This is a genomic window from Agromyces sp. PvR057 (genome assembly GCF_040547485.1).
Taxonomy (GTDB): domain Bacteria; phylum Actinomycetota; class Actinomycetes; order Actinomycetales; family Microbacteriaceae; genus Agromyces.
This window is the reverse complement of record NZ_JBEPPT010000002.1, coordinates 277,029-296,470: the sequence shown is the minus strand read 5'-3', so window position 1 is coordinate 296,470 and position 19,442 is coordinate 277,029. Positions and strand designations below refer to the sequence as shown.

Here is a 19,442-nt window from a genome sequence, read left to right as displayed (position 1 = left end):
ATCCGCAGTCCTTCGGTTCGGCGCCTCCATGCCTGACACGGTCTGCCACCGGCACGCGACGCTTCCACAAGCGTAACCGGGCACGCCGTGGCTGGAGCGTTCGCGATTGGCGCGTTGATCGCACTGAGCGTCACCTGGCGACGTTCGCGAGAGCCGCGTCGTCGGCGTGATGCCCGCAACCGGATCTCGTGTCACACGGCGGACAACACGCCGACAGCGGCCAGCACCACCCATGTCAGGTAGGCGAGGACGCAGAACCTGTCCGGCCAGCCGATTCTGATCTCAGGCGAGCCGCCCTGCCCGCGGGCTGGGGCCGCGGCGATGAGGAACCACACCAGGCCGGCCAGCGGAACAACGGATGCGATCGCCAGCGTCCAGCCGAGCGCGGTCGCCACCCCGACCCCCGCGACCAGCGCGGCAGGGGGGAAGCCGGCGAGCAGCACCCCGCCCAGCGCCGTGTGCGCCCTGCCCACGGGCGTGGCCTGAGCGCGGGGAGTCATGATCGGATCGGCGTCGATGAACGCGGCACCGAGCGCGCCCAGCGCGACGGCGGCCAGGGGGATGGTCCACGCACCGCCGAACGGCCACAAGGCGACACTCGTCGCCGCAAGGCCGATGGCCATCGCGCCGAAGGCCAGGCGCATCACCCACCCGTATCGCCCCAGGGAGTACTCGCTGATCATCCGCCAGGACGGGTCGTACTCGGGCTCGAGAACGTGAAGGATCGCGATCAGCCCCGCGGTGATCCCGCCGGCGACGAGCGCCGTCACGGCGGCGATGGCAGCGACACTCAACCGGCCATACCTCCAGCGACCACGGGCATCCTCCTGCGCGGCACTCTATCCCGCCGGTAACGCTCGGAACCAGGGTGTCACAACGAGCGAGAGGATGTTGAGGCTCGTGATCAGCGGAAGCCGCATCGATGAATCGCTCGGTCGTCTCGATCGCTCGAGCTCCGGTCGAACCCCGGATCACCACGTCCGCCGCGCATCGGCCATGCGTCAGCCTGCCGAGTGACGGATGCCGCGACGCCAGACGTCGCGCACGTTCAGCGTGTCGCCGATGGTCGTGGTCGGATCGCCGTCGACCAGGAGGAGATCGGCGCGCTGGCCCACTGCGATCGTGCCTCGATCGGTGAGGCCGAAGCGACGCGCTGTCACTGCGGTGGCGGCGCTGAGCGCCGTCGCGGGGGCCAGGCCTGCGTCGACGAAGTACTGCAACTCCTGATGCACGCTCGCACCGTGCGCGAGGCCGCCGAGGAAGGGCAGCGGCTGAGACACGTCGGTGCCGACGAGGAGGTCGACGCCGGCGGCCTCGAGAGCGCGAACGGTGGCCAGAACATCTTCGAGCCGGCCCTGTGGGTAGTGGTTGAAGCTGCTGCGCAGCGTCGAGTCCCATTCCGGGGAGAGCTTGCCTGCCACCCGCGGGTCGTCCGCGAGCGCCGAGCCGGTGATGCCCATCATCGAGGCGTCGAGCACCACGCAGGCGACGACGAATGCGCCCGACTGCGCAATGGCGTCGATGATCTCCGGCGTGTGCGGACGGTCCATGAACAGATGCGCCAGGCCGTCGATGCCCGCCTCGATGCTCATCTGCGTGGCCTCGACGGTGAGCGCGTGCGCCACCGTCAGCATGCCGAGTCGGTGGGCTTCGGCGACGCCGGCGTTCAGCGTCGCCTGGTCGAGCATGGGCAGGCCGGGGTGTCCCTCCACGCTGCCGTCGTCGACCATGAACTTGATGTAGTCGGAGCCCGCCCGAGCGAGCTGGCCGACGACGTCGACCGCCTCCGCCGGCGTGGTGACCTTCGCGCGCACGATCGGGTCGACACGTTCAGGGGCGCCGGGACGCCCACCCGGACCGCCACGGCCTCCGCCGCGCTGGGGATTGAAGTCCTTGGGGAACAGCTCCTCCGGGTGCCCTCCGGGAGGAGTGAGACCGAATCCGGCGGAGCGCACGTCGGCAAGGGTGTCGTCCTGACTGATGTGGGCTCGGTCGCGGGCGGTGTTGGCTCCCTGCATCTCGAGTTCCGTCGTCACACCGAACTGCAACGCCAAGCGAAGCCCCGCGGGATCGGTGTGCACGTGCGCGTCGATGAGGCCGGGCAGGAGAGTCGCGCCGGGTGCCTCGACCACCTGTGCGTCTACGGGTGGGTGATCACCGATCGACTCGATGAGCCCATCGGCGATGACCACTGTCTTCGGTCCGAGGTTCGTGGTGCCGTCAAAGACCCGACCGGCGACAATTGCAGTACGCATGCGACTTCTTCCAATCCATCCACGAGAGCACTGCCGAACGGCGAATGCCCATCTAGGTGTAGAATAGCACGTATGTGCAGATTGCACATATCTAGGAGGTGTGATGACGAGTCACGACGATGCTGCAGTGACCACCCCCAGCGACGATGAACTGCTCGAGTCCATCGGGACCGCCTTCTCGAGATTGCGGCGGCGAACGAGCAGCGTGCCGATCGACGAACCCGTGGCCCGAACAGATGTGCGCCGCGACCTCTTACTGGCGATCGTGGAAGAGTCCGACGAGTTGCTGAGCGTCAACGCGGTCGCGGCCGCAATGGGGATGGAACGAACCGCCGTCAGTCGCCTCGCAGCGTCGTGCGTCAGCGACGGACTGGTCGAACGCGTGGCCTCCCAGACCGACGGACGCAGCATCACCCTGCGTCTCACGTCCCGCGGGCGCGAGGTGCTCGCGAACTCCCGGCAGCAGCAACGCCGCGCCTTCGAATACATCACCCGAGACTGGGACGACGACGAACGGCTGGAGTTCGCCCGACTGCTCCACAGGTACGTCGCCGCCTCGAGCCGCGAAGCATCCGAGTAACGGCTCGTTCGGGTCTTCATCACGCCGTTCGGTCGGCTCTGGCACCCGATCACCGGTCGGTCGGAGCGAGATCAGTGCCGCGCAGGCGGATCAGCCAGCGGGCGCAGACTCGGCAAGGCGCGGGTCGATGCGCGGGCCGGCTCTCGCCATGTTGACACGCGCGCGCGGCGCAGAGATCATTCGTTCATGCATCCCTCCATGGCGCCGGAAGACGGACTTCGCGCGCTTCCACTGCTGCCCGCGTGCGGGCTGATCACCGTCGATCATTCCGGGGTCATCGTGAAGGTCAACACGGCGATCCTCGAATGGACTGGGAGCGAATCCGTCGAACTCATCGGGCGCCCGCTCGAGAGCTTCCTGACCTTGCGCATGCCGCTCGCTAGCGCTGACGGGCACAGACCGACCGATGCCACCCTGCACGGCACATCGGGCATCGTCCGACCGGTCGTCGTCGGCGCCATCGATGACCTCGTGGCCGACGCGGGCACGCAGATCGCGGTGTACGACGTCTCGGAACGGACCGCCTTCGCGCTCGGCTTCCATGGCGCCGAGGCCAAGACCGAACGAGCGCGGCGCCGACTGCAGATCCTCCTGAACGCCGCTGTGGGTTTCGGCGCAGTTCGAGCGGAGACCGAGGCCGCGGACCTGCTCGTCGACGTCGCACAACGCGCGTTCGCGGCCTCGTTCGTGAGCGTGCACCTCCGCGAGCCCGAGGGACTCGTGCAGGTCGCCGGCGTGAATCCGCTGACGCCGCACTGGCCGCGAGGGTTCGCGCCCGCCGGCGGGTTCACGCTGGCGAGCGGTCAGGTGATCGTCGTGCGATCCCCCGAGGACGCCGACCGGTACGTCCCGGGAACTGGAATGAGTGCGGCCTACCGCGACTCCGGTATCGAGGCGGCCATCGCTTCGCCGCTTCGATCCAAGGGCGAATCGATCGGATCGATGATCTGCTACTTCGACCACCCGCGGGAGTTCGACGAAGAAGCGGTGCCACTGGCCGAAGCGCTCTCGAACCAGGCCGCCCAGGCGATCGCCCGCGTCCGTCTCGAGGAATCACTGCGACGGGCCGCAATGCACGACGAAGTCACCGGCCTGCCCACCCGGCGACTCTTCGAGGAGGACGTCACGCAGACGCTGCTCTTGGACTGCCCGGTGGTCGCGGTGATCTTCGCCGATCTCGACGGGTTCAAACCCGTGAACGACCTGCTCGGACATCCCGCCGGCGACGATCTGCTCAGGGAGGTCGGCAGCAGGTTGCGGGGGGTGATTCGCGAGCGCGACATCCTCGGGCGCTTCGGCGGCGATGAGTTCATCATCGTCGCAGCGGTCGACCACCCGGGCGACGCCGAGGCCCTCGCCGAGCGCGTCCGTGCATCCATCGCCGAACCCTACGAAGGACTCCCGGCCGAGCTCTCGATCACGGCGAGCATCGGGGTCGTCACGGTCGAATACCCGGAAAGCCAGGTCACCATCGACCACCTCATCCGGGCAGCCGACCACGCGATGTACGACGCGAAGCTCTCCGGCGGCGACCGAGTCGCGCTCGCGGAGCTCCGCCCACGGGAAGGGTCGTCTCTTCCTGGGCCTCGTGAGCTACCGGCGTTGGATCAGGTTCTCGGGTTCCAAGAGGGGACGACCCTCACCGCGCGAACTCGATAGCGCCCACCGCGAACCCGATGATCACCCGCCGGCGCAGGTCAGGGGATCGCGAGCAGGTCGCCGATGACGAGGTCCGCGGGCAGGCTTGTCGAGCGTCCACGGGCGCCGAGCAGCGTGGGCGCCGAATGGGCGGCCGGTCAGCCGAATGCCGACGCCGTCAGACCGCCGGCTCGGGGATGCCATGGCGCAGGTGGCGGGCGGTGAGCACGAGATCGAGCACGCAGATCGCGGCGACGAGGAGGAGGCATCCCTTGGTCACGGAGTCGGCGTAGGGCTGCACGAAGATCGGACCGGCTGCGACCCACCAGACGAGCAGGACGACCCAGAGCGCGTTGCCGACGATGGCGAGCAGCCTGGTCGTGCGTGTCCAGCGCCCCGCGACGAGGACGGCGATCATGCTCGCGAACGTCGCCGCCCAGAGCACCAGTGCCCAAGGAGCCCGCGTGGCCAAGAAGTCCGCATCGATCACGAACGCGTCGAGCAGCGGCTGCGGCAGCCCGGGCCACCATTCGGCGAGGTTGATCGCGGCCACCAGGGCTGCGATGCCCACGAGGGCGCCCGCGATCGCGAGCACGTAGAGCGGTCGGCTGATGTGGTCGCGGTCGAGCATCGACGCCGCCCGGGGCGTCCAGTCCGGAGCATCACCGTCGCGCCGCGCCGTGATCACCGCCGCGACGATGCTCAACGAGACGAGCAGGCCGGGCCACCAGAACGCGCCGAGCCCCGCGGACAGCCACCATGTTCCGAGCCGGCTGAGCCAGTCGTCGCCGGCGCCGGTCGCAGGGGCGGTGTAGGTCGCGATGAGCGTGATCACCCATTGGACCGCCACGCCGACGAGCGAGATCCATGCGAAGCGAGGCGCGTCAGCGGGTCGGATGATCGTGAACCCGGCCGGCCGGTAGCGGTCGGCCACCTCGGCGGGACGCCCGAAGCTCGCGAGCAGGTCGAGCGTCGCCGCAGTGTCGGGTGCGCTGTCGCCGACGCGGCCGCGCAATTCCTCGGTGAGCAGCGAGCGCAGTTCGTACCCGACGTCGGTGCGCTGCTTCCTCGGCAGGTGGCGTACGACTTCGGCGACGTAGGACTCGATGAGGGCATCCGGATTCATCGCTTCTCGCCTTCCAAGAGCTCGGACATCACGGTCGCGAGAGAGGCCCACGATTCGGACAGCTCTCGGTAGAGCTCGGCGCCGGTGGCACTGAGCGCGTAGTACCGACGCGGTGGGCCGTTCTCCGCCTTCCACTGCGAGGCGAGGAGGCCTTGCGCCTCGAGCCGTCGCAGCAGGGGGTACAGCGTGCCTTCTTCGATGGGCATCCCCCGCTTGGCGAGCGCCTGCCGCAGTGAGTAGCCGTACTGCTCGTCGCGCAGCTGCGACAGGACGGCGAGCACGAGGACGCCCTTGCGAAGGTCCTGCTCGTGCTTCGCGATCGCTACCATGCGGCATACATTACATAGCGCCACACAGTACGGCAAGGCGTTCGCGGCGGATCCGCATGCGGCTGCCCGATCAGCGGGCCAGGAGCCGGCTTCACGAATCGGGGCGTGGAATACGTTCGACATCCTGCATTCCGGTCATCGGAATGCACGGCACCGCGTTCTGGTCATCGAATGCTCGTGTGTCAACGAGAGTCGAGAGCATGGGCACCACTCCGATCACCACCGGCGCAGCACCGGCGCACCGTGCAGGCACGACTGGTGAGACGGGCTTCTCAGCTCGGGTGCAGTTCTGCGATGGCGGCCCTGAGCCGTCCGCGATCGAGGCCGAGCGCCCACTCGGCGGCGTCGGTGACGAAGCGGGTGTAGGCGTCGTGCTCGAACGCACCGACGTCGTTCACGTACGCTCCGTAGCCGTCGACCGCGATGAAGATCCGGATGCACGCGTCGAACGGGTCTGCGGTGAATTCGCCCGTCGAGACGCCGGCCTCGATGAGTTCGAGCAGTCGAGCCCGGTCGAGCGCCTCCTGCTCGACGAGCGCGGCGGCGAGAGCGGGCGTGAACCGGCAGAGGTGCCGCGCATTCAGCCAGAGGCGGGCGATGTCGCGACTCTCGACGCTCTCGACCCGCTCGACCATTCGCGCGAGTCGTTCGAGCGGCGCGCCGTGCTCGGGCACCATTGCATCGCGCTCATCGGCGACCGCCTGCACGAACGCGGCGATGACGAGGTCTTCGGCGACTGGGAAGTAGTGGGTGATCAGGCCCGGCCGAACGCCGAGTCGCTCGGCGACGGCGCGCAGGGTGATGCGTTCGAGCCCCTCGGCGAGCGCCACGGCGGCGGCTTCGCGCACGATCTCGGCCCGGCGCTCGCTGGGTCGCTTCCGCGAGCGCACGGCCGGAGCACTTGACACCATGCGATTCATGTTATTGGATGAGCGACCAATAGCCAATTGGTCAACTGACCAATAACGTTGCCGACTGGGACGATCGACGGCACGGGCTCCAGAACTCCGAGAGGATCCTCGTGCCAACCAGCACCGACCCGGCAACGTCGCCGGCCTTCGTCGACACCGCGAGCCGCCCCGAGACGCGGGGCATCGAGCTGGTGAGCGCGTCCGACCGGCACGGACGTGCCCGCGACCTGTTCTGGGTATGGGCCGCGCCCAACGTGAGCGTGTTGAACTTCACCATCGGCGCGACGATGATCCTGCTCGGCCTCGAGCTCTGGCAGGCGATCCTCGTGATCGTCGCCGGCTCGCTGCCGTGGGTGTTCCCTGGCATCCTCGCGATCGCCGGTCCCGCCGCCGGAACCTCCGGCTCGGTGATCACCCGCGCGCTGTACGGCGTGATCGGCAACAAGCTCGTCGTCGCGTTCACGGGCTGGCTCATCTCGGCGGTCTTCCTCGCCCTCAACTGGCTGGCCTCCTCGTTCATGGGGGCCGACCTGCTCGCCCAGGCCGGGCTCACCGACCCGGTGCTGGGGCCCGTGCTCGTCACGGTCGTCGTCTCGACGATCACGGTGCTCGTCGCCGTCTACGGGCATGCGCTCATCATCAGGAGCTACTCGGTGATCACCATCGTGCTGCTGGTGGTCTTCCTCGCGGTGACCGCGTTCATCCTGCCTCACGTCGACTGGAGCTACCGGGCCGCGGAGCCGCTCGACGGCGTACCGCTCTGGTCGGCGATGACGATCGGCTTCACGATCCTCGCCTCGACGCCGCTCTCGTACGCCAACAGCCCCGACATCGCACGCTACCTTCCACGCTCGACGAGGCCCACGCACATCATCGCCGCGACCGCCCTCGGCGGCGCCCTGCCCTGCATCCTCTTCACGATCGTCGGCGCCCTGCTGGCCACGGCCGTCAGCGACACGGCGATGGCCGCCGGCATCGAGACGGCCCTGCTCGACCTGCTCCCGGCGTGGCTCGGTCCGATCTTCGTCCTCGGGGTCATCGTGAACACCGTCGCCCTGAACGGCATGACCACCTACACGTCCAGCATGGCGCTGCAGGCCGTCGGCGTGCCGATCCGCCGCATCCCCTCGGCCATCGTCGTGGGCGTGATCGGCACGGCCCTCACCCTCTACCTGGTGATGTCGACGAACCTGCTCGACGCGGTGAACCTCATGCTGCAGTTCCTCGTGATCGTCTCGGCCCCCGCGATGGCGATCTTCACGACCGACATCATCGTGCGCCGCAACCGCTACGACGGCGTCGCGCTCTTCGATGAGGATCGCGACGGGCCGTTCTGGTACACGGGCGGCTGGAGCATCCCGGGCATCGGCGCGGTCGCCCTCGGCGGGCTCGCCGCCGCACTCTGCCTGTCGACCGACATCTGGTCGGGGCCGATCTCCGAGGCGATGGGCCACGTCGACCTCTCCGTGCCGGCCGGCATGATCGTGGCCGCCGGGGTCTACCTCGGTCTCTCGAAGACCTCCCTCGGGCGGAGCACCCTCCGATGAGCGCCGCGGATGCCGCCGACCGCCGTGACGCGGCGAACGGCCTGATCCGGGCGGGCGCCGCGACCGGTTCCCACCCCGGTCGATACCCCGGCGCGGCGGCCGGCCGGCCGCGTCTGGCCAGCTGGCAGGATGCGCCGGACAATCGCTGGGCATTCGCGCACCTCGGTGAGCTGGTGCCGACCGCGACGGTCGCCCGCACCGTGCCCGCCGCACCGGCCGACGCCACGGTGCGGCTCGACGCGCTGACGCCCTTGCTGCCCGGCCTGCAAGCGCGGCTGGAGCGGAGCTTCACCGATGCGTTCCTCGTGCTACGTGGCGAAGAGGTCCTCGCCGAGTACTACCGGCCGGGCTTCGCCGCCGGCAGCCTCCACCTCGTGATGAGCGTCTCGAAGTCGCTCTGCGGACTCGTCGTCGGCGCGCTGATCGGCGAACGCCGCATCGACCCCGAGCGGCCGGTGACCGACTACGTGCCCGAGCTCGCCGGCTCGGTCTACGACGGGCCGAGTGTGCGGCACGTGCTCGACATGCAGATCGCCATCGACTACGACGAGGACTACACGAACCCGGCCGCCGAGGTGCAGGCGCACGACCGCGCAGCAGGCTGGCGCGACCGACGCGTCGGTGATGCCGCGGACACGTACGCGTTCCTCACGACGCTCCGCGGCAACGGGTCGCTCGGGGAGTTCCAGTACTGCTCGGCGAACACCGATGTGCTCGCCTGGGTCGTCGAGCGAGTCACGGGCCTCCGCTACGCGGAGGCGCTGTCGATGCACCTCTGGTCGAAGCTCGACGCGGATCACGACGCCACCATCACCGTGGACGCCGCCGGCTTCGGCTTCGCGAACGGCGGGGTCTCATGCACGGCGCGCGACCTTGCACGGGTCGGCCGACTCATGCTCGACGGCGGGCTCGCCCCAGGAGGACGGGTCGTGTCCGAGGAATGGGCGGACGCCGTCCTCGCCGGCGGTGACCGCGAGGCGATGACGTACGAGGGATTCACCACGGCGTTCCCCAACGGTTCGTACACGAACCAGTGGTGGTGCATGGGCAACGAGCGCGGCAACGTGAGCGGGATCGGCATCCACGGCCAGAACCTCTGGCTCGATCCGCGGACGGATGCCGTCATCGTGAAGCTCTCGACGTGGCCGGAGCCCGACTCGGCCTCCCGGCACGAGGTGCAGAGCGAGTTGCTGCTCGACGTGAGTCGAGCGCTCGACGCGCTCGCCTAGCAGCCGCCCCTGGGGACGCCACTCCGCGGCCCCTTCCCAACGACTTCGAAGGACACCCAGCATGCAACTTCCCGATTCGAACCACCCCGAACGCACCGCTCCGATCGGACCCGTCGATGCGAGCCGTGTTCCCCGCTTCGCCGGCATCGCCACCTTCGCGCGCCTCCCCAGACTCGAAGAGCTCGAGCGAGCCGACATCGCCGTCGTGGGGGTGCCCTTCGACAGCGGCGTGAGCTATCGCCCCGGCGCACGCTTCGGACCGGCGCACGTCCGCGAGGCCTCCCGCCTGCTGCGCCCCTTCAATCCCGCGCAGGGGGTGCTGCCGTTCGCCGTCCAGCAGGTCGCCGACGCCGGCGACATCGCGGTCAACCCGTTCGACCTCGACGAGGCCGTCGCCGACGTCGAGGCCGGCGCCATCTCGCTCGCCGACCGCGCCGACCGGCTCGTCGTCATCGGCGGCGACCACACGATCGCACTGCCGCTGCTGCGGGCCGTCGCCGCGAAGCACGGGCCGGTCGCGGTGCTGCACTTCGATGCGCACCTCGACACCTGGGACACGTACTTCGGTGCGCCCGTCACGCATGGCACCCCGTTCCGGCGGGCGTCGGAAGAGGGGCTGATCGATCTCACCGCGAGCATGCACGTGGGCACCCGCGGGCCGCTCTACGGGGTCGAGGACCTCACCGACGACGCCCGCCTCGGCTTCGCCATCGTCACCAGCGAGGACATCGAGGAGCACGGCGTCGAGGCCGCGGTCGAACGCATCCGCGACCGCATCGGCGACAAGCCGCTCTACATCTCGATCGACATCGACGTGCTCGACCCCGCGCACGCCCCCGGTACCGGCACCCCCGAGGCCGGCGGCCTGACGAGCCGCGAGCTGCTGCGCATCATCCGCGCCCTCGCCGGCAGGCGCATCGTCGGCGCGGATGTCGTCGAGGTCGCCCCGGCCTACGACCACGCACAGCTCACCGCCGTCGCGGCCTCCCACGTCGCGTACGAACTCATCAGCGCCATGGCACCCCGCGGCGGATCGGCCTGACCGCGGGATCTGAGGGCGCGGGTCATGCGCACCCGCTCGAGGCACGCCTACCCTGCCCCGTCCCGCGGCGGTGGGCTCGGAATCCGGTCGTCGCCGGGCAGCGGGTGCGCCGAGTCGACGAGTGCGGTCGTGAGCTTGTGCATGCTCGAACGTGCCGACTCGGTCGCGGTGGGTCCGAGCGCGACGAGTGCGACGAGGAGCGCTGCGACTTCGTCGGGCTCGAGCGCGATCGGGTCGAGATTCGATCGGACATCGAAGAGGTACCCGCCGCCCGGACCACGCTGCACGCGGATGGGGATGCCGCTTTCACGCATCCGCGCGACATCCCGTTCAACCGTGCGAGCCGTCACGCCCAGCGCGGCGGCGAGTGCCCGAGCGGATCGCGGAGCGCCACGACGGCGGCGGAGTTCCTCGATCAACGCATGCTGGCGTTCGATGCGCCGCAACGTGAGGTGAGGGTCCGTCGATTTCGAGAACGCCATCTCCGAATCCCCGTCCTCTGCTGGTCGGCTTCTCTTTCTAGCATTTCTCCTATGACCGCATCCATACTGATTCTGCCCGGCGCCGGACTTCCGGATTGGCTGTGGGACGACGTCCGAGCCCGCCTGAACGCCCCGTCGTTCATCGCTCCCCGACCGGCCGGGAGCAGCGCGACCGTGTCCGAGTACGCGCAGGCCGCGTTGGACTCGCTGCCGGACGGGCCGTTCCTCGTCGTCGCGCACTCGGCCGGCGGGGTCGTCGCCGCCGAGCTCGCCCGCCTCGCGCCATCGAACCGGATGATCGGCGTCGTCGCCATCGCCGCGGTGATCCCGGTCTCCGGCGGATCGTTCGTGTCCTCGCTGCCGTTCCCGCAGAAGCTGATCCTGCCCGCCGTGATGCGAGTGGCCGGCACCCGCCCGCCCGAAGCCGCGATCCGGAAGGGCCTGGCGACGGGTGTCGACGAGGAGCTCACGCGGGGACTCGTCGAAGATCTTGTCCCGGAGCCGCGAACCTACTTCACGTCGCGCGCCGGCTCCAATGCGGCACTCCGCGCTGCGCCCGTGAGGACCTACGTCTTGACCGCCGGCGACGCGGAGCTCCCACTCGCGCTGCAGGACCGGTTCGCCGCCAGGCTCGAACCCCACCGGACCATCCGACTCGACGACGGACACCTGCCCATGCTCACGAATCCCGAGGCTGTCGCGGCAGCGATCGCCGACGCCTTCGCCATCAGCGACACCGCGCCCGCAGGGTAGCTCCGGACTCAGCCGCCGGCCGGCGCCGGCAGCAGTGCCTGCCGGCGCACCGCGCCGGGAGTCGTTCCGATGGTGCGGGCGAACGCGCGGGTGAAGGCGGCCTCGGACCGGTAGCCGACCTCGGCGGCGACCTGCGCGACCGTGGCGCGGTCATCGCGCAGGCGGTCGGCCGCGAGGTTCATGCGCCAGCGTGTGAGGTACGCCATCGGGGCCTCGCCCAGGAGGCCGGTGAATCGCGCACTGAACGCCGACCTCGACATCGTGGCGGTGCGTGCGAGCTCCTCGAGGCTCCAGTCGCCGCCGGGATCCGCGTGCATCGCCTCGAGGGCCGTGCCGATGCGATCGTCCTGCAGTGCCAGCAGCCAACCGTCGCGCGCGCTCGGGTCGTGCGCGAGCCAAGCGCGGATGGCCTGCACGACGAGGATGTCGGAGAGTCGGGTGGCCACGGCCTCCGCGCCGGGCTGCGTGCGGGTCAGCTCGTCGGCCATGAGGCGCAGCGTGTCGCGGACCGACGACGCCATCACGGGCTCATCGGCGCGAACGGTCAGCACGCTCGGCAAGCTGCGCATGAGCTCTCGGGCGGCGAGGTCGTCGAACGCGACGACGCCGCAGACCAGCTGGGTCGCCCGCCCTCCACCGCCATGCTGCAGCACCGAGTAGTGCGGCCCGACGAAGTGCTGCGGGAGCAGGTCGACCCGCGGTGACGAACGAACATCCGGCGAACTCAGGATCTCGTGCCCACGGCCGTGCGGAACGAGGGCGAGATCGCCGGCACGCAGTTCGACGGGTGGGACGCCGTCGACGCGGAGCCAGCACGATCCGACCGTCGGCACGTGGAAGCTCACCGAGTCGGCGATCGCCGGCATCTCCAGGCCCCACGGCTCGGTCAACTCGGAGCGGCAGTAGAAGACCCCGCGCATCCGCAGCATCTGCAGGGCTGCAGCTACGCGGTCTCGGCCGGCCCATGGCGTTGCATCCATGCCGCCATCGTGCCGGAAATCCTGCCCTACGTCCTGCAGCACTGGACGAATGGGCAAGAAATGCGGATATCGCGGCATGGTCACTCCGGTCCCCTCTTCCTACCGTGGGATCAACAGGAACATCGACGAAGGAGCGGAACATGTATGCAGTGGCTGGAGCGACGGGGCGGGTGGGGTCGGCAACGGCGCGTCACCTCCTCGAGAACGGGGCGGACGTGCGGGTCCTCGTCCGCGACCGCGACCGCGCCGAGGAGTGGACCCTCCAGGGCGCGGAGGCACGTGTCGTCGATCTCGGCGATCGGGCCGCCCTGCGCGACGCGATCACCGGCTGCGACGGCCTCTTCGTCCTCCTGCCGTTCGATCTCACGGTCGACGACCTCGACGCCTACGCCGACGCGGTCACGTCCTCGGTCGCCGGCGCGGTCGCCGACAGCGGAATCCCGCACGTCGTCATGCTCTCCTCCGGCGGAGCAGACCTTCCCGACGGAACCGGCCCCATCACCGGCATGCACCGAATGGAACAGGCGCTGCTGGCGACGGGCACCGTGCTGACCGCACTCAGGTCGGGGCATTTCCAGGAGAAGGTCGGCGACCTCATCGAGGCCGCACGGGCCGGGATCTATCCGGTCTTCGCCGCGTCGGCCGACGTCCCGCTTCCGATGGCGGCGACCCGCGATCTCGGTGCGACGGCCGCGCGGGCACTGTTGTCGCCGGGTGTCACGAGCACGTCGATCGACGTACTCGGGCCCGCGTACTCCGAACGGGAGGTCGCCCGGGTGCTCGGGGCGGCGCTGGAACACGAGCTCGAGGTCGTCCTGCTGCCCGAAGACGGCTGGGCGCCCGCGATGGTCGAGGCCGGCTTCCGCCCGCACGTGGCGGAGAGCATCGCCGAGCTCTCTCGCGCCGACGAGCGGGGCCTGCTGGCGCCGCGTGGTGATCGGGTCGAACGCGTCGACACGCCCATCGAGGTCACGATCGCCGGCCTCACCGCAGACTGATCGACTGGGAGCGAACCATGGACTGGATTCCAGAAGCGGCGCTCGTCGCCGCGACCGTCGTCAACGGGCTCCTCGCGGGAGTGTTCCTCGCCTTCAGCTGCGGGGTCGTGCCCGGCCTGCGCCGCGTGGACGACCTGTCGTACGTAACGGTGTTCCGCGCCGTCAACGCGAGCATCGTCAATCCCCTGTTCATGCTGGTGTTCCTGGGCGCTCCCATCGCGACGGGTGCGGCCCTCGTCCTGCATCTCGACGCTGCACGTCAGGACACGCCGGCGTACCTCGTGGCTGGACTCGTGCTCGGCCTGCTCTCCTTCGCGGTGACGGCCTTCGTCAACGTTCCGCTGAACACCCGTCTCGTCGCAGCCCCGATCGGCGACGCGCACCAGCGGATGGAGGCACGCGACCGTTTCGAGATGCGTTGGAACCGGTGGAATCACGTGCGAACCATCACCAGCACCGCGGCCGTCGTCCTGCTCGCCATCTCCTGACGGCTGGCGGATGCCCCGGACCTCGTGGGTGCGGGGGCATCCGCCGTTCGAAACGCTCGAGCTACGACGTGGGGACGCCGTCGTTCTCGAGCGGCACGGCCTCGCCGTCGTAGGGCTCGACGCCGCCGGATCCGTCACTGACGTAGGTCACGCCGATGAAGTCCTGCACGCCGTCGGCCACCGTGGTGATCGAGACGCCCTTGTAGGCGGCGTGGCTGTCGGCCCCGAACGCGAGCGGCACGAGTCCGTTGCCGACGAGGTCGCCCGACTGGATCGCATCGACGATGCCCTGACGCGTCGGGGTGTCGCCCGCCTTCGCGAGGGCCTCGGCGAAGAGGTAGCCCACCGACATCCCGAACACGGTGTTGCCGTCGAACGGGGCGCCGTCGTTGTACTCGTCGTTGATCTGGCGGAACAGGTCGTCCCACTCGTTGCCCGGCGCGTACGGCAGGTAGTTCGTCGTCACGAAGCCCTCGAGCAGCAGCGGTGCCGCATCGCCGAGGAACCCGGCGAGGGTCACGGCGTCACCGCCCGAGGAGGACGACATCCATTGCGCCTGGTACCCGAGCTTCGCGGCCGTGCCGATGGCGAGCGCCGTGAAGCCGTTCACCGTGGCGAGCATGTTCACCTCGCAGCCGGCGGCCTGCATGGCGCCGATCTGCGCGACGACGTCCTGGTTGGAGACCGAGTAGCGCTGCACGCTCGCGAGCGACCCCTCGCCGAGCACGTTCTCGAGGCCCTCGATGAACTCGTCGCCGAAGTCGTCGTCCTGGCCGAGCACGCAGACCGACTTGCCGGCGAACTCGTCGTCGGCGTACTGCGCGAGCGCCTCGGCCTCGGTCACGTAGTCGGCGTTGAACCCGAAGGTCCACGGGTACTTCTCGGGCTGGTTCCAGTTGGTCGAGCCGGAGGCCACGAACAGGTCCGGCACCTCGTTCTGGTTGAGGTAGTCGAGCACCGACGTGTGCGTCGGCGTGCCGAGCCCGTTCAGGATCGCGAAGACCTCGTCGTCCTGCACGAGCTCGCGCACGACGGTCTGCGTGTTCGCGGGGTTGTAGCCGTCGTCCTTCACGAGGTACTCGATCGTGCGGCCGTTCACGCCGCCGTTCTCGTTGAGGTACGCGAAGTACGCGGTCGTCGCGGCCGAGATCGACGAGTAGCCGGCCGCGGCCGGGCCGGTCAGCGGCTGGTGGGTGCCGATCGTCACGGTGTCGTCGGTGACGCCGGGTGCGGCCTCGGCGGGGTCGCCGCCGCTCGGGGTGCTGCACGCGCTCATCGCGACGAGCAGGGCGGATGCCGCGGCCACCGCCGCGACGGTGCGGCGTGGTGCGGATCGGGGCCGTGCATGGGACATGGTGGTCACCTCTCTGTTGTGGTGGGGATGGGTGCTGCTGCGGACGTGGTGCTGGGTTCCTCGGTGGGGGCGGATGTCGCGCCGCGCCGCGGGCGCTTCGGAAGCGCGCCGCGGATGCCGCCGGGCCACGCCGCCGTCACGACGATGAGCAGCACGCCGAACACGAGCACCGGGAGGTTGCCCGTGAGGCGCTGCGCGGCATCCGCCGAGAGGTCGAGCGCGCCGGTCGCGGTCTGGATGAGCCAGGGCAGCATCACGATCACGATCGACCCGAGGAACGCGCCGAGCAGGCTCCCGAGGCCGCCGATGACGACGGCGACGACGAGCAGCAGCGAGAACGCGAGCGTGTAGGCCCCCGGACTGACCGACTGGGTGACGAAGCAGAGCACGGCGCCGCCGGCACCCGCGGTTATCGAGCTCGCGGTGAACGCGAGCACCTTCACGCGGCCGGCGCGGACGCCCTGCAGCCGGGCGGCGGTCTCGTCGTCGCGCACGGCGCGCATGCGGAGGCCGGCGCTGCCGTTGCGGAGCGCCGCGAGCCAGGTGACGAACACGGCCGCCACGAGGATCGCCACCCACGCCTGCCACTGCTCGACCGCGATGATCGTGCGCAGCAGCTCCGGCACGCCGTCGTACGCGATCTGCACGCCCTGGTCGCCGCGGAGCACGCCGGAGAACACGGCGGTGAACGCCGGCAGCGCGATCACGAGCACGAGCGTCACGCCCGAGAGGTACGGCCCCTTGAGGCGTGCGGCGGCGAGCCCGAGCAGCAGGCCCAGCAGGCCGGATGCCGCGACGGCCCCCGCGAGCGAGAGCACGAAGCGCGGCACGCCGTCGATGCCCGCCTCGGTGAGCGCATTGGCGGTGAGCGCGTAGCCGTACCCGCCCGCGGCCATCAGCGCGGCATGCCCGAGCGACAGTTGCCCCGTGAGGCCGATGAGCAGGGTCAGTCCGGCGGTCGCGCAGAACGTCGCGGCGATGAGCGCGAACTGGTAGTTGCGGTACGGGTCGAGCAGGAACGTCGCACCGATCGCGACGACCGTCAGCACGAGCGCGGTGACGAGCAGGCGGGGAGTCGGGCGGCGGCTGCGCGCACCCCCGCGCTCGCCGGCCCTGATGCTCGTGGTGAGCGGCCCGGCGGAGAGGGGCGCCTGCGTGCCGGCGCTCATGCGGTCCTCGCCTCGGTCGCCGCGAAGAGTCCGCCGGGCCGCACGAGCAGCACGGCGACGAGCAGCACGAGCACCGCGATCGGCGCCACGGTCGCACCGAGGTATCCGGTCACGAGGCTGATGAGCACCCCGACGCCGAGCCCGCCGATGAGGGCACCGGGCGGCGAGTCGAGTCCGCCGACGACGGCGACCGTGAACGCCGAGACGAACAGCATGTCGGCCGAGTGCGGGTTGAGGCCGAGTTCGGTGGGCACGAGCAGCAGCGCGGCGAGCGCGCCGACCGCCGAGGCGAGCACCCAGCCGGCCGTGACCATGCGCGCCACGCGCACGCCGAGCAGGCGCGACACCTCTGGCGCGAACGCCGAGGCTCGAAGCTGCAGGCCGAGCGAGGTGCGGGTGAAGAGTAGGGCGAGCAGGCCCATCAGCCCGACCGCGACGACGAGCACGAAGAGGTCGTACGGCGAGAGCACGGGCACCCCGCCGAGCAGGATCGGCGTCTCGGGGAACGGCGCCTCCATGGGCCGGGCGTTCGGCCCGAACGCGATGCCGAGTGCCGACTGCAGCACCATGACCACGCCGATCGCGATGATGACGCCCGAGAGCGGGGACGCGTGCGTCGCGAAGCGCATGACCCCGCGCTCGACGACGAGGCCCATGAGCCCGCCCGCCACGAGCGCGCTCGCGAGCCCGATCCAGTACGAGCCCGTGAGGCCGGTCACGGCGAAGGCGACGTAGGTCGCGACGACGGCCATCGCGCCCTGCGCGAAGTTCACGACGCGGGCTGCGCGCCAGATGAGCACGAGTGCGAGGGCGAACAGGGCGAAGATCGCGCCGCGCGCGAGGCCGGTGGCGAGGAGGAAGAGGAGGCGGTCCATCAGAATCCCAGGTAGGCGTGGCGGAGGGCGGAGTCGGTGCGGAGGTCTTCGGCCGGACGGTCGGCGACGACCTCGCCGAGGTTCAGCACGACGCCGTGGTCGGCGACGGCGAGCGCGCTCGTCACGTTCTGCTCGGCGAGCAGCACCGTGAGGCCGCGCTCGTCGCGGAGCGTGCGCAGCACGGCCATGATCTGGGCGACCACGCGCGGCGCGAGCCCGAGCGACGGCTCGTCGAGCAGCAGCACGCGGGGTTCGGCGATGATCGCGCGGCCGAGCGCGAGCATCTGGCGCTCACCGCCCGAGAGCTGGTGCCCGGCGGCCCGGCGGCGACGCACGAGCGGCTCGAACAGGTCGTAGATGCCATCGACCGCCGCGGTGAGCCGCCGACCGCGGAAGCGCTGCAGCCCACCGAGCCGCAGGTTCTCGTCGACCGTGAGCTCGGCGACGACGCTGCGGCCCTCCGGCACCTGCGCGAGCCCGGCGCGGGCGCGGTCCTCGACCGACACCTCCGCGAGGTCGACGCCGTCGAACACGATGCGACCGGATGCCGCGGGCATGAGCCCCGACACGCTGCGCAGCAGCGTGGTCTTGCCCGCCCCGTTCGCGCCGAGCAGGGCGAGGATCGTGCCCGCCGGAACGCGCACGTCGACGCCGCGCAGCACGGGGGCGCCGCCGTAGCCGGCGGTGAGGCCGTCGAGGTGCAGCTCGGCGCCGGTGCGCTCCGCCGTTCGGAGCGCGCGCGCATCGCGGGCGGTGCGTGGAGCGCCGACGGCGCGGGCGGATGTCTCGGCCCGGGCGCTCATGCGGCCGGCTCGATCCCGAGGTACGCCTCTTCGACGCGGGGGTCGGCGCGCACCTCGTCAGGCGTGCCGCAGGCGATCGCGCGTCCGAAGTCGAGCACGACGATGCGGTCGGCGACGCCCATCACGAAATCCACGTGGTGCTCGACGAGGAGCACCGAGCATCCGGATGCCGCGACCTCGCGCACGACGTCGGCGAGCGCGTCGATGTCCTCCTCGCCGAGTCCGCCGGCGGGCTCGTCGAGCAGCAGCAGGTCGGGATCGGCGACGAGGGCCCGTGCGAGCGCGACGCGCTTGCGCTCGGGGTAGGGCAGGGCGGCGACCGGCACGGCGGCGAGGTGCGCGATCCCGAGCCGTGCGAGACATCCGCTCGCCTGCTCCTCGGTGTCGCCGCTGCGGCCACGACCGCCCGCTCCCGACCGTGCCTCGAGGGGCACGAGCACGTTCTCGAGCGCGGTCATCGAGTCGAAGAGGCCGAGGCCCTGCAACGTGCGGGCCACGCCGCGGGCCACGAGCCCGGTCGGCCGGTTCGGCGCCGCTGCGCCGTCGATGCGGATCTCGCCGGTCGCCCGACGCACGAGGCCGCAGACGGCGTTGAACACCGTGGTCTTGCCGGCGCCGTTGGGGCCGATGAGGGCGACGACCTCGCCTCGGCCGACCTCGAACGAGAGGTCGTCGAGCGCGGTGAGCCCGCCGAATCGCACGGTCAGCGCGTCGACCCGCAGCCGCGGTTCGGGAACGGATATGGCATCGGATGCGGCGGTGGAGGCCTGCTCCACGCCGCTCGGCATGTGGTTCATCGGCACCTCTTCGTGTCGGTTGCAAGGTCACTGTACAACAGATACCGACCAGACGGTATGCCTGATTTCCGGGCCCGACGACGACG

General features: G+C 70.3%; 21 protein-coding genes. 8 read left to right on the top strand and 13 right to left on the bottom strand.

Translation table 11 applies throughout. The features are described 5' to 3' along the window. Positions 1–191: 191 nt before the first annotated feature. The gene (locus ABIC29_RS10585) at positions 192–770 is read right to left on the bottom strand and encodes a DUF998 domain-containing protein (RefSeq protein ID WP_354245190.1); all 579 of its coding nucleotides are present in this window, start codon (positions 768–770) and stop codon (positions 192–194) included. A 231-nt stretch (positions 771–1,001) separates the two neighbouring features. Continuing rightward, positions 1,002–2,192 (bottom strand): amidohydrolase family protein, encoded by a 1,191-nt coding sequence (locus ABIC29_RS10580; protein WP_354245187.1) that lies wholly within the window; start codon positions 2,190–2,192, stop codon positions 1,002–1,004. A gap of 190 nt (positions 2,193–2,382) precedes the next feature. Here ABIC29_RS10580 and ABIC29_RS10575 point away from each other — a divergent pair, with 190 nt between their 5' ends. Beyond that, the gene (locus tag ABIC29_RS10575; RefSeq protein WP_354245184.1) at positions 2,383–2,835 is read left to right on the top strand and encodes a MarR family winged helix-turn-helix transcriptional regulator; all 453 of its coding nucleotides are present in this window, start codon (positions 2,383–2,385) and stop codon (positions 2,833–2,835) included. A 90-nt stretch (positions 2,836–2,925) separates the two neighbouring features. Here the strand turns inward: ABIC29_RS10575 and ABIC29_RS10570 are convergent, their stop codons facing one another. After that, positions 2,926–3,591 carry a hypothetical protein gene (locus ABIC29_RS10570; RefSeq protein WP_354245866.1) on the bottom strand — a complete coding sequence of 222 codons (666 nt, stop codon included), beginning with the start codon at positions 3,589–3,591 and terminating at the stop codon, positions 2,926–2,928. Here ABIC29_RS10570 and ABIC29_RS10565 point away from each other — a divergent pair. Then, on the top strand, positions 3,523–4,494 hold the full coding sequence (locus tag ABIC29_RS10565) for a sensor domain-containing diguanylate cyclase (protein WP_354245811.1): 972 nt from the start codon (positions 3,523–3,525) through the stop codon (positions 4,492–4,494). The two genes, ABIC29_RS10570 and ABIC29_RS10565, sit on opposite strands and share 69 nt — an antisense overlap. A gap of 157 nt (positions 4,495–4,651) precedes the next feature. Here the strand turns inward: ABIC29_RS10565 and ABIC29_RS10560 are convergent, their stop codons facing one another. The 3 genes from ABIC29_RS10560 to ABIC29_RS10550 form a co-directional block, all read right to left on the bottom strand. Continuing rightward, a complete protein-coding gene (locus ABIC29_RS10560) occupies positions 4,652–5,599 on the bottom strand; it encodes a hypothetical protein (RefSeq protein WP_354245181.1) in 948 nt (315 codons plus the stop codon). Beyond that, entirely contained in the window at positions 5,596–5,928 is a 333-nt protein-coding gene (locus ABIC29_RS10555) for a PadR family transcriptional regulator (RefSeq protein ID WP_116084174.1), read from the bottom strand. The genes ABIC29_RS10560 and ABIC29_RS10555 overlap by 4 nt, the downstream gene beginning before the upstream one ends. A gap of 272 nt (positions 5,929–6,200) precedes the next feature. Continuing rightward, the gene (locus ABIC29_RS10550) at positions 6,201–6,839 is read right to left on the bottom strand and encodes a TetR/AcrR family transcriptional regulator (RefSeq protein WP_354245178.1); all 639 of its coding nucleotides are present in this window, start codon (positions 6,837–6,839) and stop codon (positions 6,201–6,203) included. Positions 6,840–6,949: 110 nt separating this feature from the next. Between ABIC29_RS10550 and ABIC29_RS10545 the strand changes: the two genes are divergently transcribed. The 3 genes from ABIC29_RS10545 to speB all read left to right on the top strand — a co-directional run bounded on the left by ABIC29_RS10545 (position 6,950) and on the right by speB (position 10,657). Further along, positions 6,950–8,386: a purine-cytosine permease family protein gene (locus tag ABIC29_RS10545; protein WP_116084179.1), complete on the top strand. Its 1,437-nt coding sequence runs from the start codon at positions 6,950–6,952 to the stop codon at positions 8,384–8,386. After that, positions 8,383–9,615 carry a serine hydrolase domain-containing protein gene (locus tag ABIC29_RS10540; protein ID WP_354245175.1) on the top strand — a complete coding sequence of 411 codons (1,233 nt, stop codon included), beginning with the start codon at positions 8,383–8,385 and terminating at the stop codon, positions 9,613–9,615. The genes ABIC29_RS10545 and ABIC29_RS10540 overlap by 4 nt, the downstream gene beginning before the upstream one ends. 61 nt (positions 9,616–9,676) lie before the next feature. Beyond that, positions 9,677–10,657, top strand: coding sequence for an agmatinase (gene speB, locus ABIC29_RS10535; protein ID WP_116084184.1), 981 nt, complete (start codon positions 9,677–9,679; stop codon positions 10,655–10,657). A 47-nt stretch (positions 10,658–10,704) separates the two neighbouring features. Here speB and ABIC29_RS10530 read toward each other — a convergent pair whose 3' ends face one another. Next, on the bottom strand, positions 10,705–11,139 hold the full coding sequence (locus ABIC29_RS10530; protein ID WP_147309201.1) for an HTH domain-containing protein: 435 nt from the start codon (positions 11,137–11,139) through the stop codon (positions 10,705–10,707). A gap of 51 nt (positions 11,140–11,190) precedes the next feature. Between ABIC29_RS10530 and ABIC29_RS10525 the strand changes: the two genes are divergently transcribed. After that, positions 11,191–11,892 (top strand): alpha/beta fold hydrolase, encoded by a 702-nt coding sequence (locus ABIC29_RS10525; protein ID WP_354245170.1) that lies wholly within the window; start codon positions 11,191–11,193, stop codon positions 11,890–11,892. Between the two features lie 8 nt (positions 11,893–11,900). On the opposite strand, the gene ABIC29_RS10520 is transcribed toward ABIC29_RS10525, so the two are convergent. Next, positions 11,901–12,872: an AraC family transcriptional regulator gene (locus ABIC29_RS10520; protein ID WP_354245168.1), complete on the bottom strand. Its 972-nt coding sequence runs from the start codon at positions 12,870–12,872 to the stop codon at positions 11,901–11,903. A 140-nt stretch (positions 12,873–13,012) separates the two neighbouring features. Between ABIC29_RS10520 and ABIC29_RS10515 the strand changes: the two genes are divergently transcribed. Both ABIC29_RS10515 and ABIC29_RS10510 read left to right on the top strand, forming a co-directional pair. Beyond that, on the top strand, positions 13,013–13,870 hold the full coding sequence (locus ABIC29_RS10515) for an NAD(P)H-binding protein (RefSeq protein ID WP_354245165.1): 858 nt from the start codon (positions 13,013–13,015) through the stop codon (positions 13,868–13,870). A 17-nt stretch (positions 13,871–13,887) separates the two neighbouring features. After that, positions 13,888–14,358, top strand: coding sequence for an anthrone oxygenase family protein (locus ABIC29_RS10510; protein WP_116084194.1), 471 nt, complete (start codon positions 13,888–13,890; stop codon positions 14,356–14,358). 61 nt (positions 14,359–14,419) lie between these two features. Here the strand turns inward: ABIC29_RS10510 and ABIC29_RS10505 are convergent, their stop codons facing one another. Genes ABIC29_RS10505 through ABIC29_RS10485 form a run of 5 tightly spaced genes read right to left on the bottom strand, consistent with a single transcriptional unit; the run spans position 14,420 to position 19,356 of the window. Beyond that, complete coding sequence (locus ABIC29_RS10505; protein WP_354245162.1) at positions 14,420–15,712, bottom strand: ABC transporter substrate-binding protein; 1,293 nt, start codon at positions 15,710–15,712, stop codon at positions 14,420–14,422. 5 nt (positions 15,713–15,717) lie between these two features. Further along, positions 15,718–16,881, bottom strand: a complete 1,164-nt coding sequence (locus ABIC29_RS10500) for a branched-chain amino acid ABC transporter permease (RefSeq protein ID WP_354245159.1) — start codon at positions 16,879–16,881, stop codon at positions 15,718–15,720. Next, a complete protein-coding gene (locus ABIC29_RS10495; RefSeq protein ID WP_354245156.1) occupies positions 16,878–17,756 on the bottom strand; it encodes a branched-chain amino acid ABC transporter permease in 879 nt (292 codons plus the stop codon). The genes ABIC29_RS10500 and ABIC29_RS10495 overlap by 4 nt, the downstream gene beginning before the upstream one ends. Further along, positions 17,756–18,559 carry an ABC transporter ATP-binding protein gene (locus ABIC29_RS10490; protein ID WP_354245153.1) on the bottom strand — a complete coding sequence of 268 codons (804 nt, stop codon included), beginning with the start codon at positions 18,557–18,559 and terminating at the stop codon, positions 17,756–17,758. The genes ABIC29_RS10495 and ABIC29_RS10490 overlap by 1 nt, the downstream gene beginning before the upstream one ends. Next, the gene (locus ABIC29_RS10485; protein ID WP_354245150.1) at positions 18,556–19,356 is read right to left on the bottom strand and encodes an ABC transporter ATP-binding protein; all 801 of its coding nucleotides are present in this window, start codon (positions 19,354–19,356) and stop codon (positions 18,556–18,558) included. Before ABIC29_RS10485 ends, ABIC29_RS10490 begins: the two co-directional genes overlap by 4 nt. Positions 19,357–19,442: the final 86 nt, after the last annotated feature.

What these genes read in the sequence shown, in the direction of transcription:
- ABIC29_RS10485 (WP_354245150.1), bottom strand. Translation starts at nt 19,356, where the DNA reads ATGAACCACATGCCGAGCGGCGTGGAGCAGGCCTCCACCGCCGCATCC.
- ABIC29_RS10520 (WP_354245168.1), bottom strand. Translation starts at nt 12,872, where the DNA reads ATGGATGCAACGCCATGGGCCGGCCGAGACCGCGTAGCTGCAGCCCTG.
- ABIC29_RS10530 (WP_147309201.1), bottom strand. Translation starts at nt 11,139, where the DNA reads ATGGCGTTCTCGAAATCGACGGACCCTCACCTCACGTTGCGGCGCATC.
- speB (WP_116084184.1), top strand. Translation starts at nt 9,677, where the DNA reads ATGCAACTTCCCGATTCGAACCACCCCGAACGCACCGCTCCGATCGGA.
- ABIC29_RS10510 (WP_116084194.1), top strand. Translation starts at nt 13,888, where the DNA reads ATGGACTGGATTCCAGAAGCGGCGCTCGTCGCCGCGACCGTCGTCAAC.
- ABIC29_RS10540 (WP_354245175.1), top strand. Translation starts at nt 8,383, where the DNA reads ATGAGCGCCGCGGATGCCGCCGACCGCCGTGACGCGGCGAACGGCCTG.
- ABIC29_RS10505 (WP_354245162.1), bottom strand. Translation starts at nt 15,712, where the DNA reads ATGTCCCATGCACGGCCCCGATCCGCACCACGCCGCACCGTCGCGGCG.
- ABIC29_RS10495 (WP_354245156.1), bottom strand. Translation starts at nt 17,756, where the DNA reads ATGGACCGCCTCCTCTTCCTCCTCGCCACCGGCCTCGCGCGCGGCGCG.
- ABIC29_RS10490 (WP_354245153.1), bottom strand. Translation starts at nt 18,559, where the DNA reads ATGAGCGCCCGGGCCGAGACATCCGCCCGCGCCGTCGGCGCTCCACGC.
- ABIC29_RS10550 (WP_354245178.1), bottom strand. Translation starts at nt 6,839, where the DNA reads ATGGTGTCAAGTGCTCCGGCCGTGCGCTCGCGGAAGCGACCCAGCGAG.
- ABIC29_RS10500 (WP_354245159.1), bottom strand. Translation starts at nt 16,881, where the DNA reads ATGAGCGCCGGCACGCAGGCGCCCCTCTCCGCCGGGCCGCTCACCACG.
- ABIC29_RS10560 (WP_354245181.1), bottom strand. Translation starts at nt 5,599, where the DNA reads ATGAATCCGGATGCCCTCATCGAGTCCTACGTCGCCGAAGTCGTACGC.
- ABIC29_RS10525 (WP_354245170.1), top strand. Translation starts at nt 11,191, where the DNA reads ATGACCGCATCCATACTGATTCTGCCCGGCGCCGGACTTCCGGATTGG.
- ABIC29_RS10515 (WP_354245165.1), top strand. Translation starts at nt 13,013, where the DNA reads ATGTATGCAGTGGCTGGAGCGACGGGGCGGGTGGGGTCGGCAACGGCG.
- ABIC29_RS10555 (WP_116084174.1), bottom strand. Translation starts at nt 5,928, where the DNA reads ATGGTAGCGATCGCGAAGCACGAGCAGGACCTTCGCAAGGGCGTCCTC.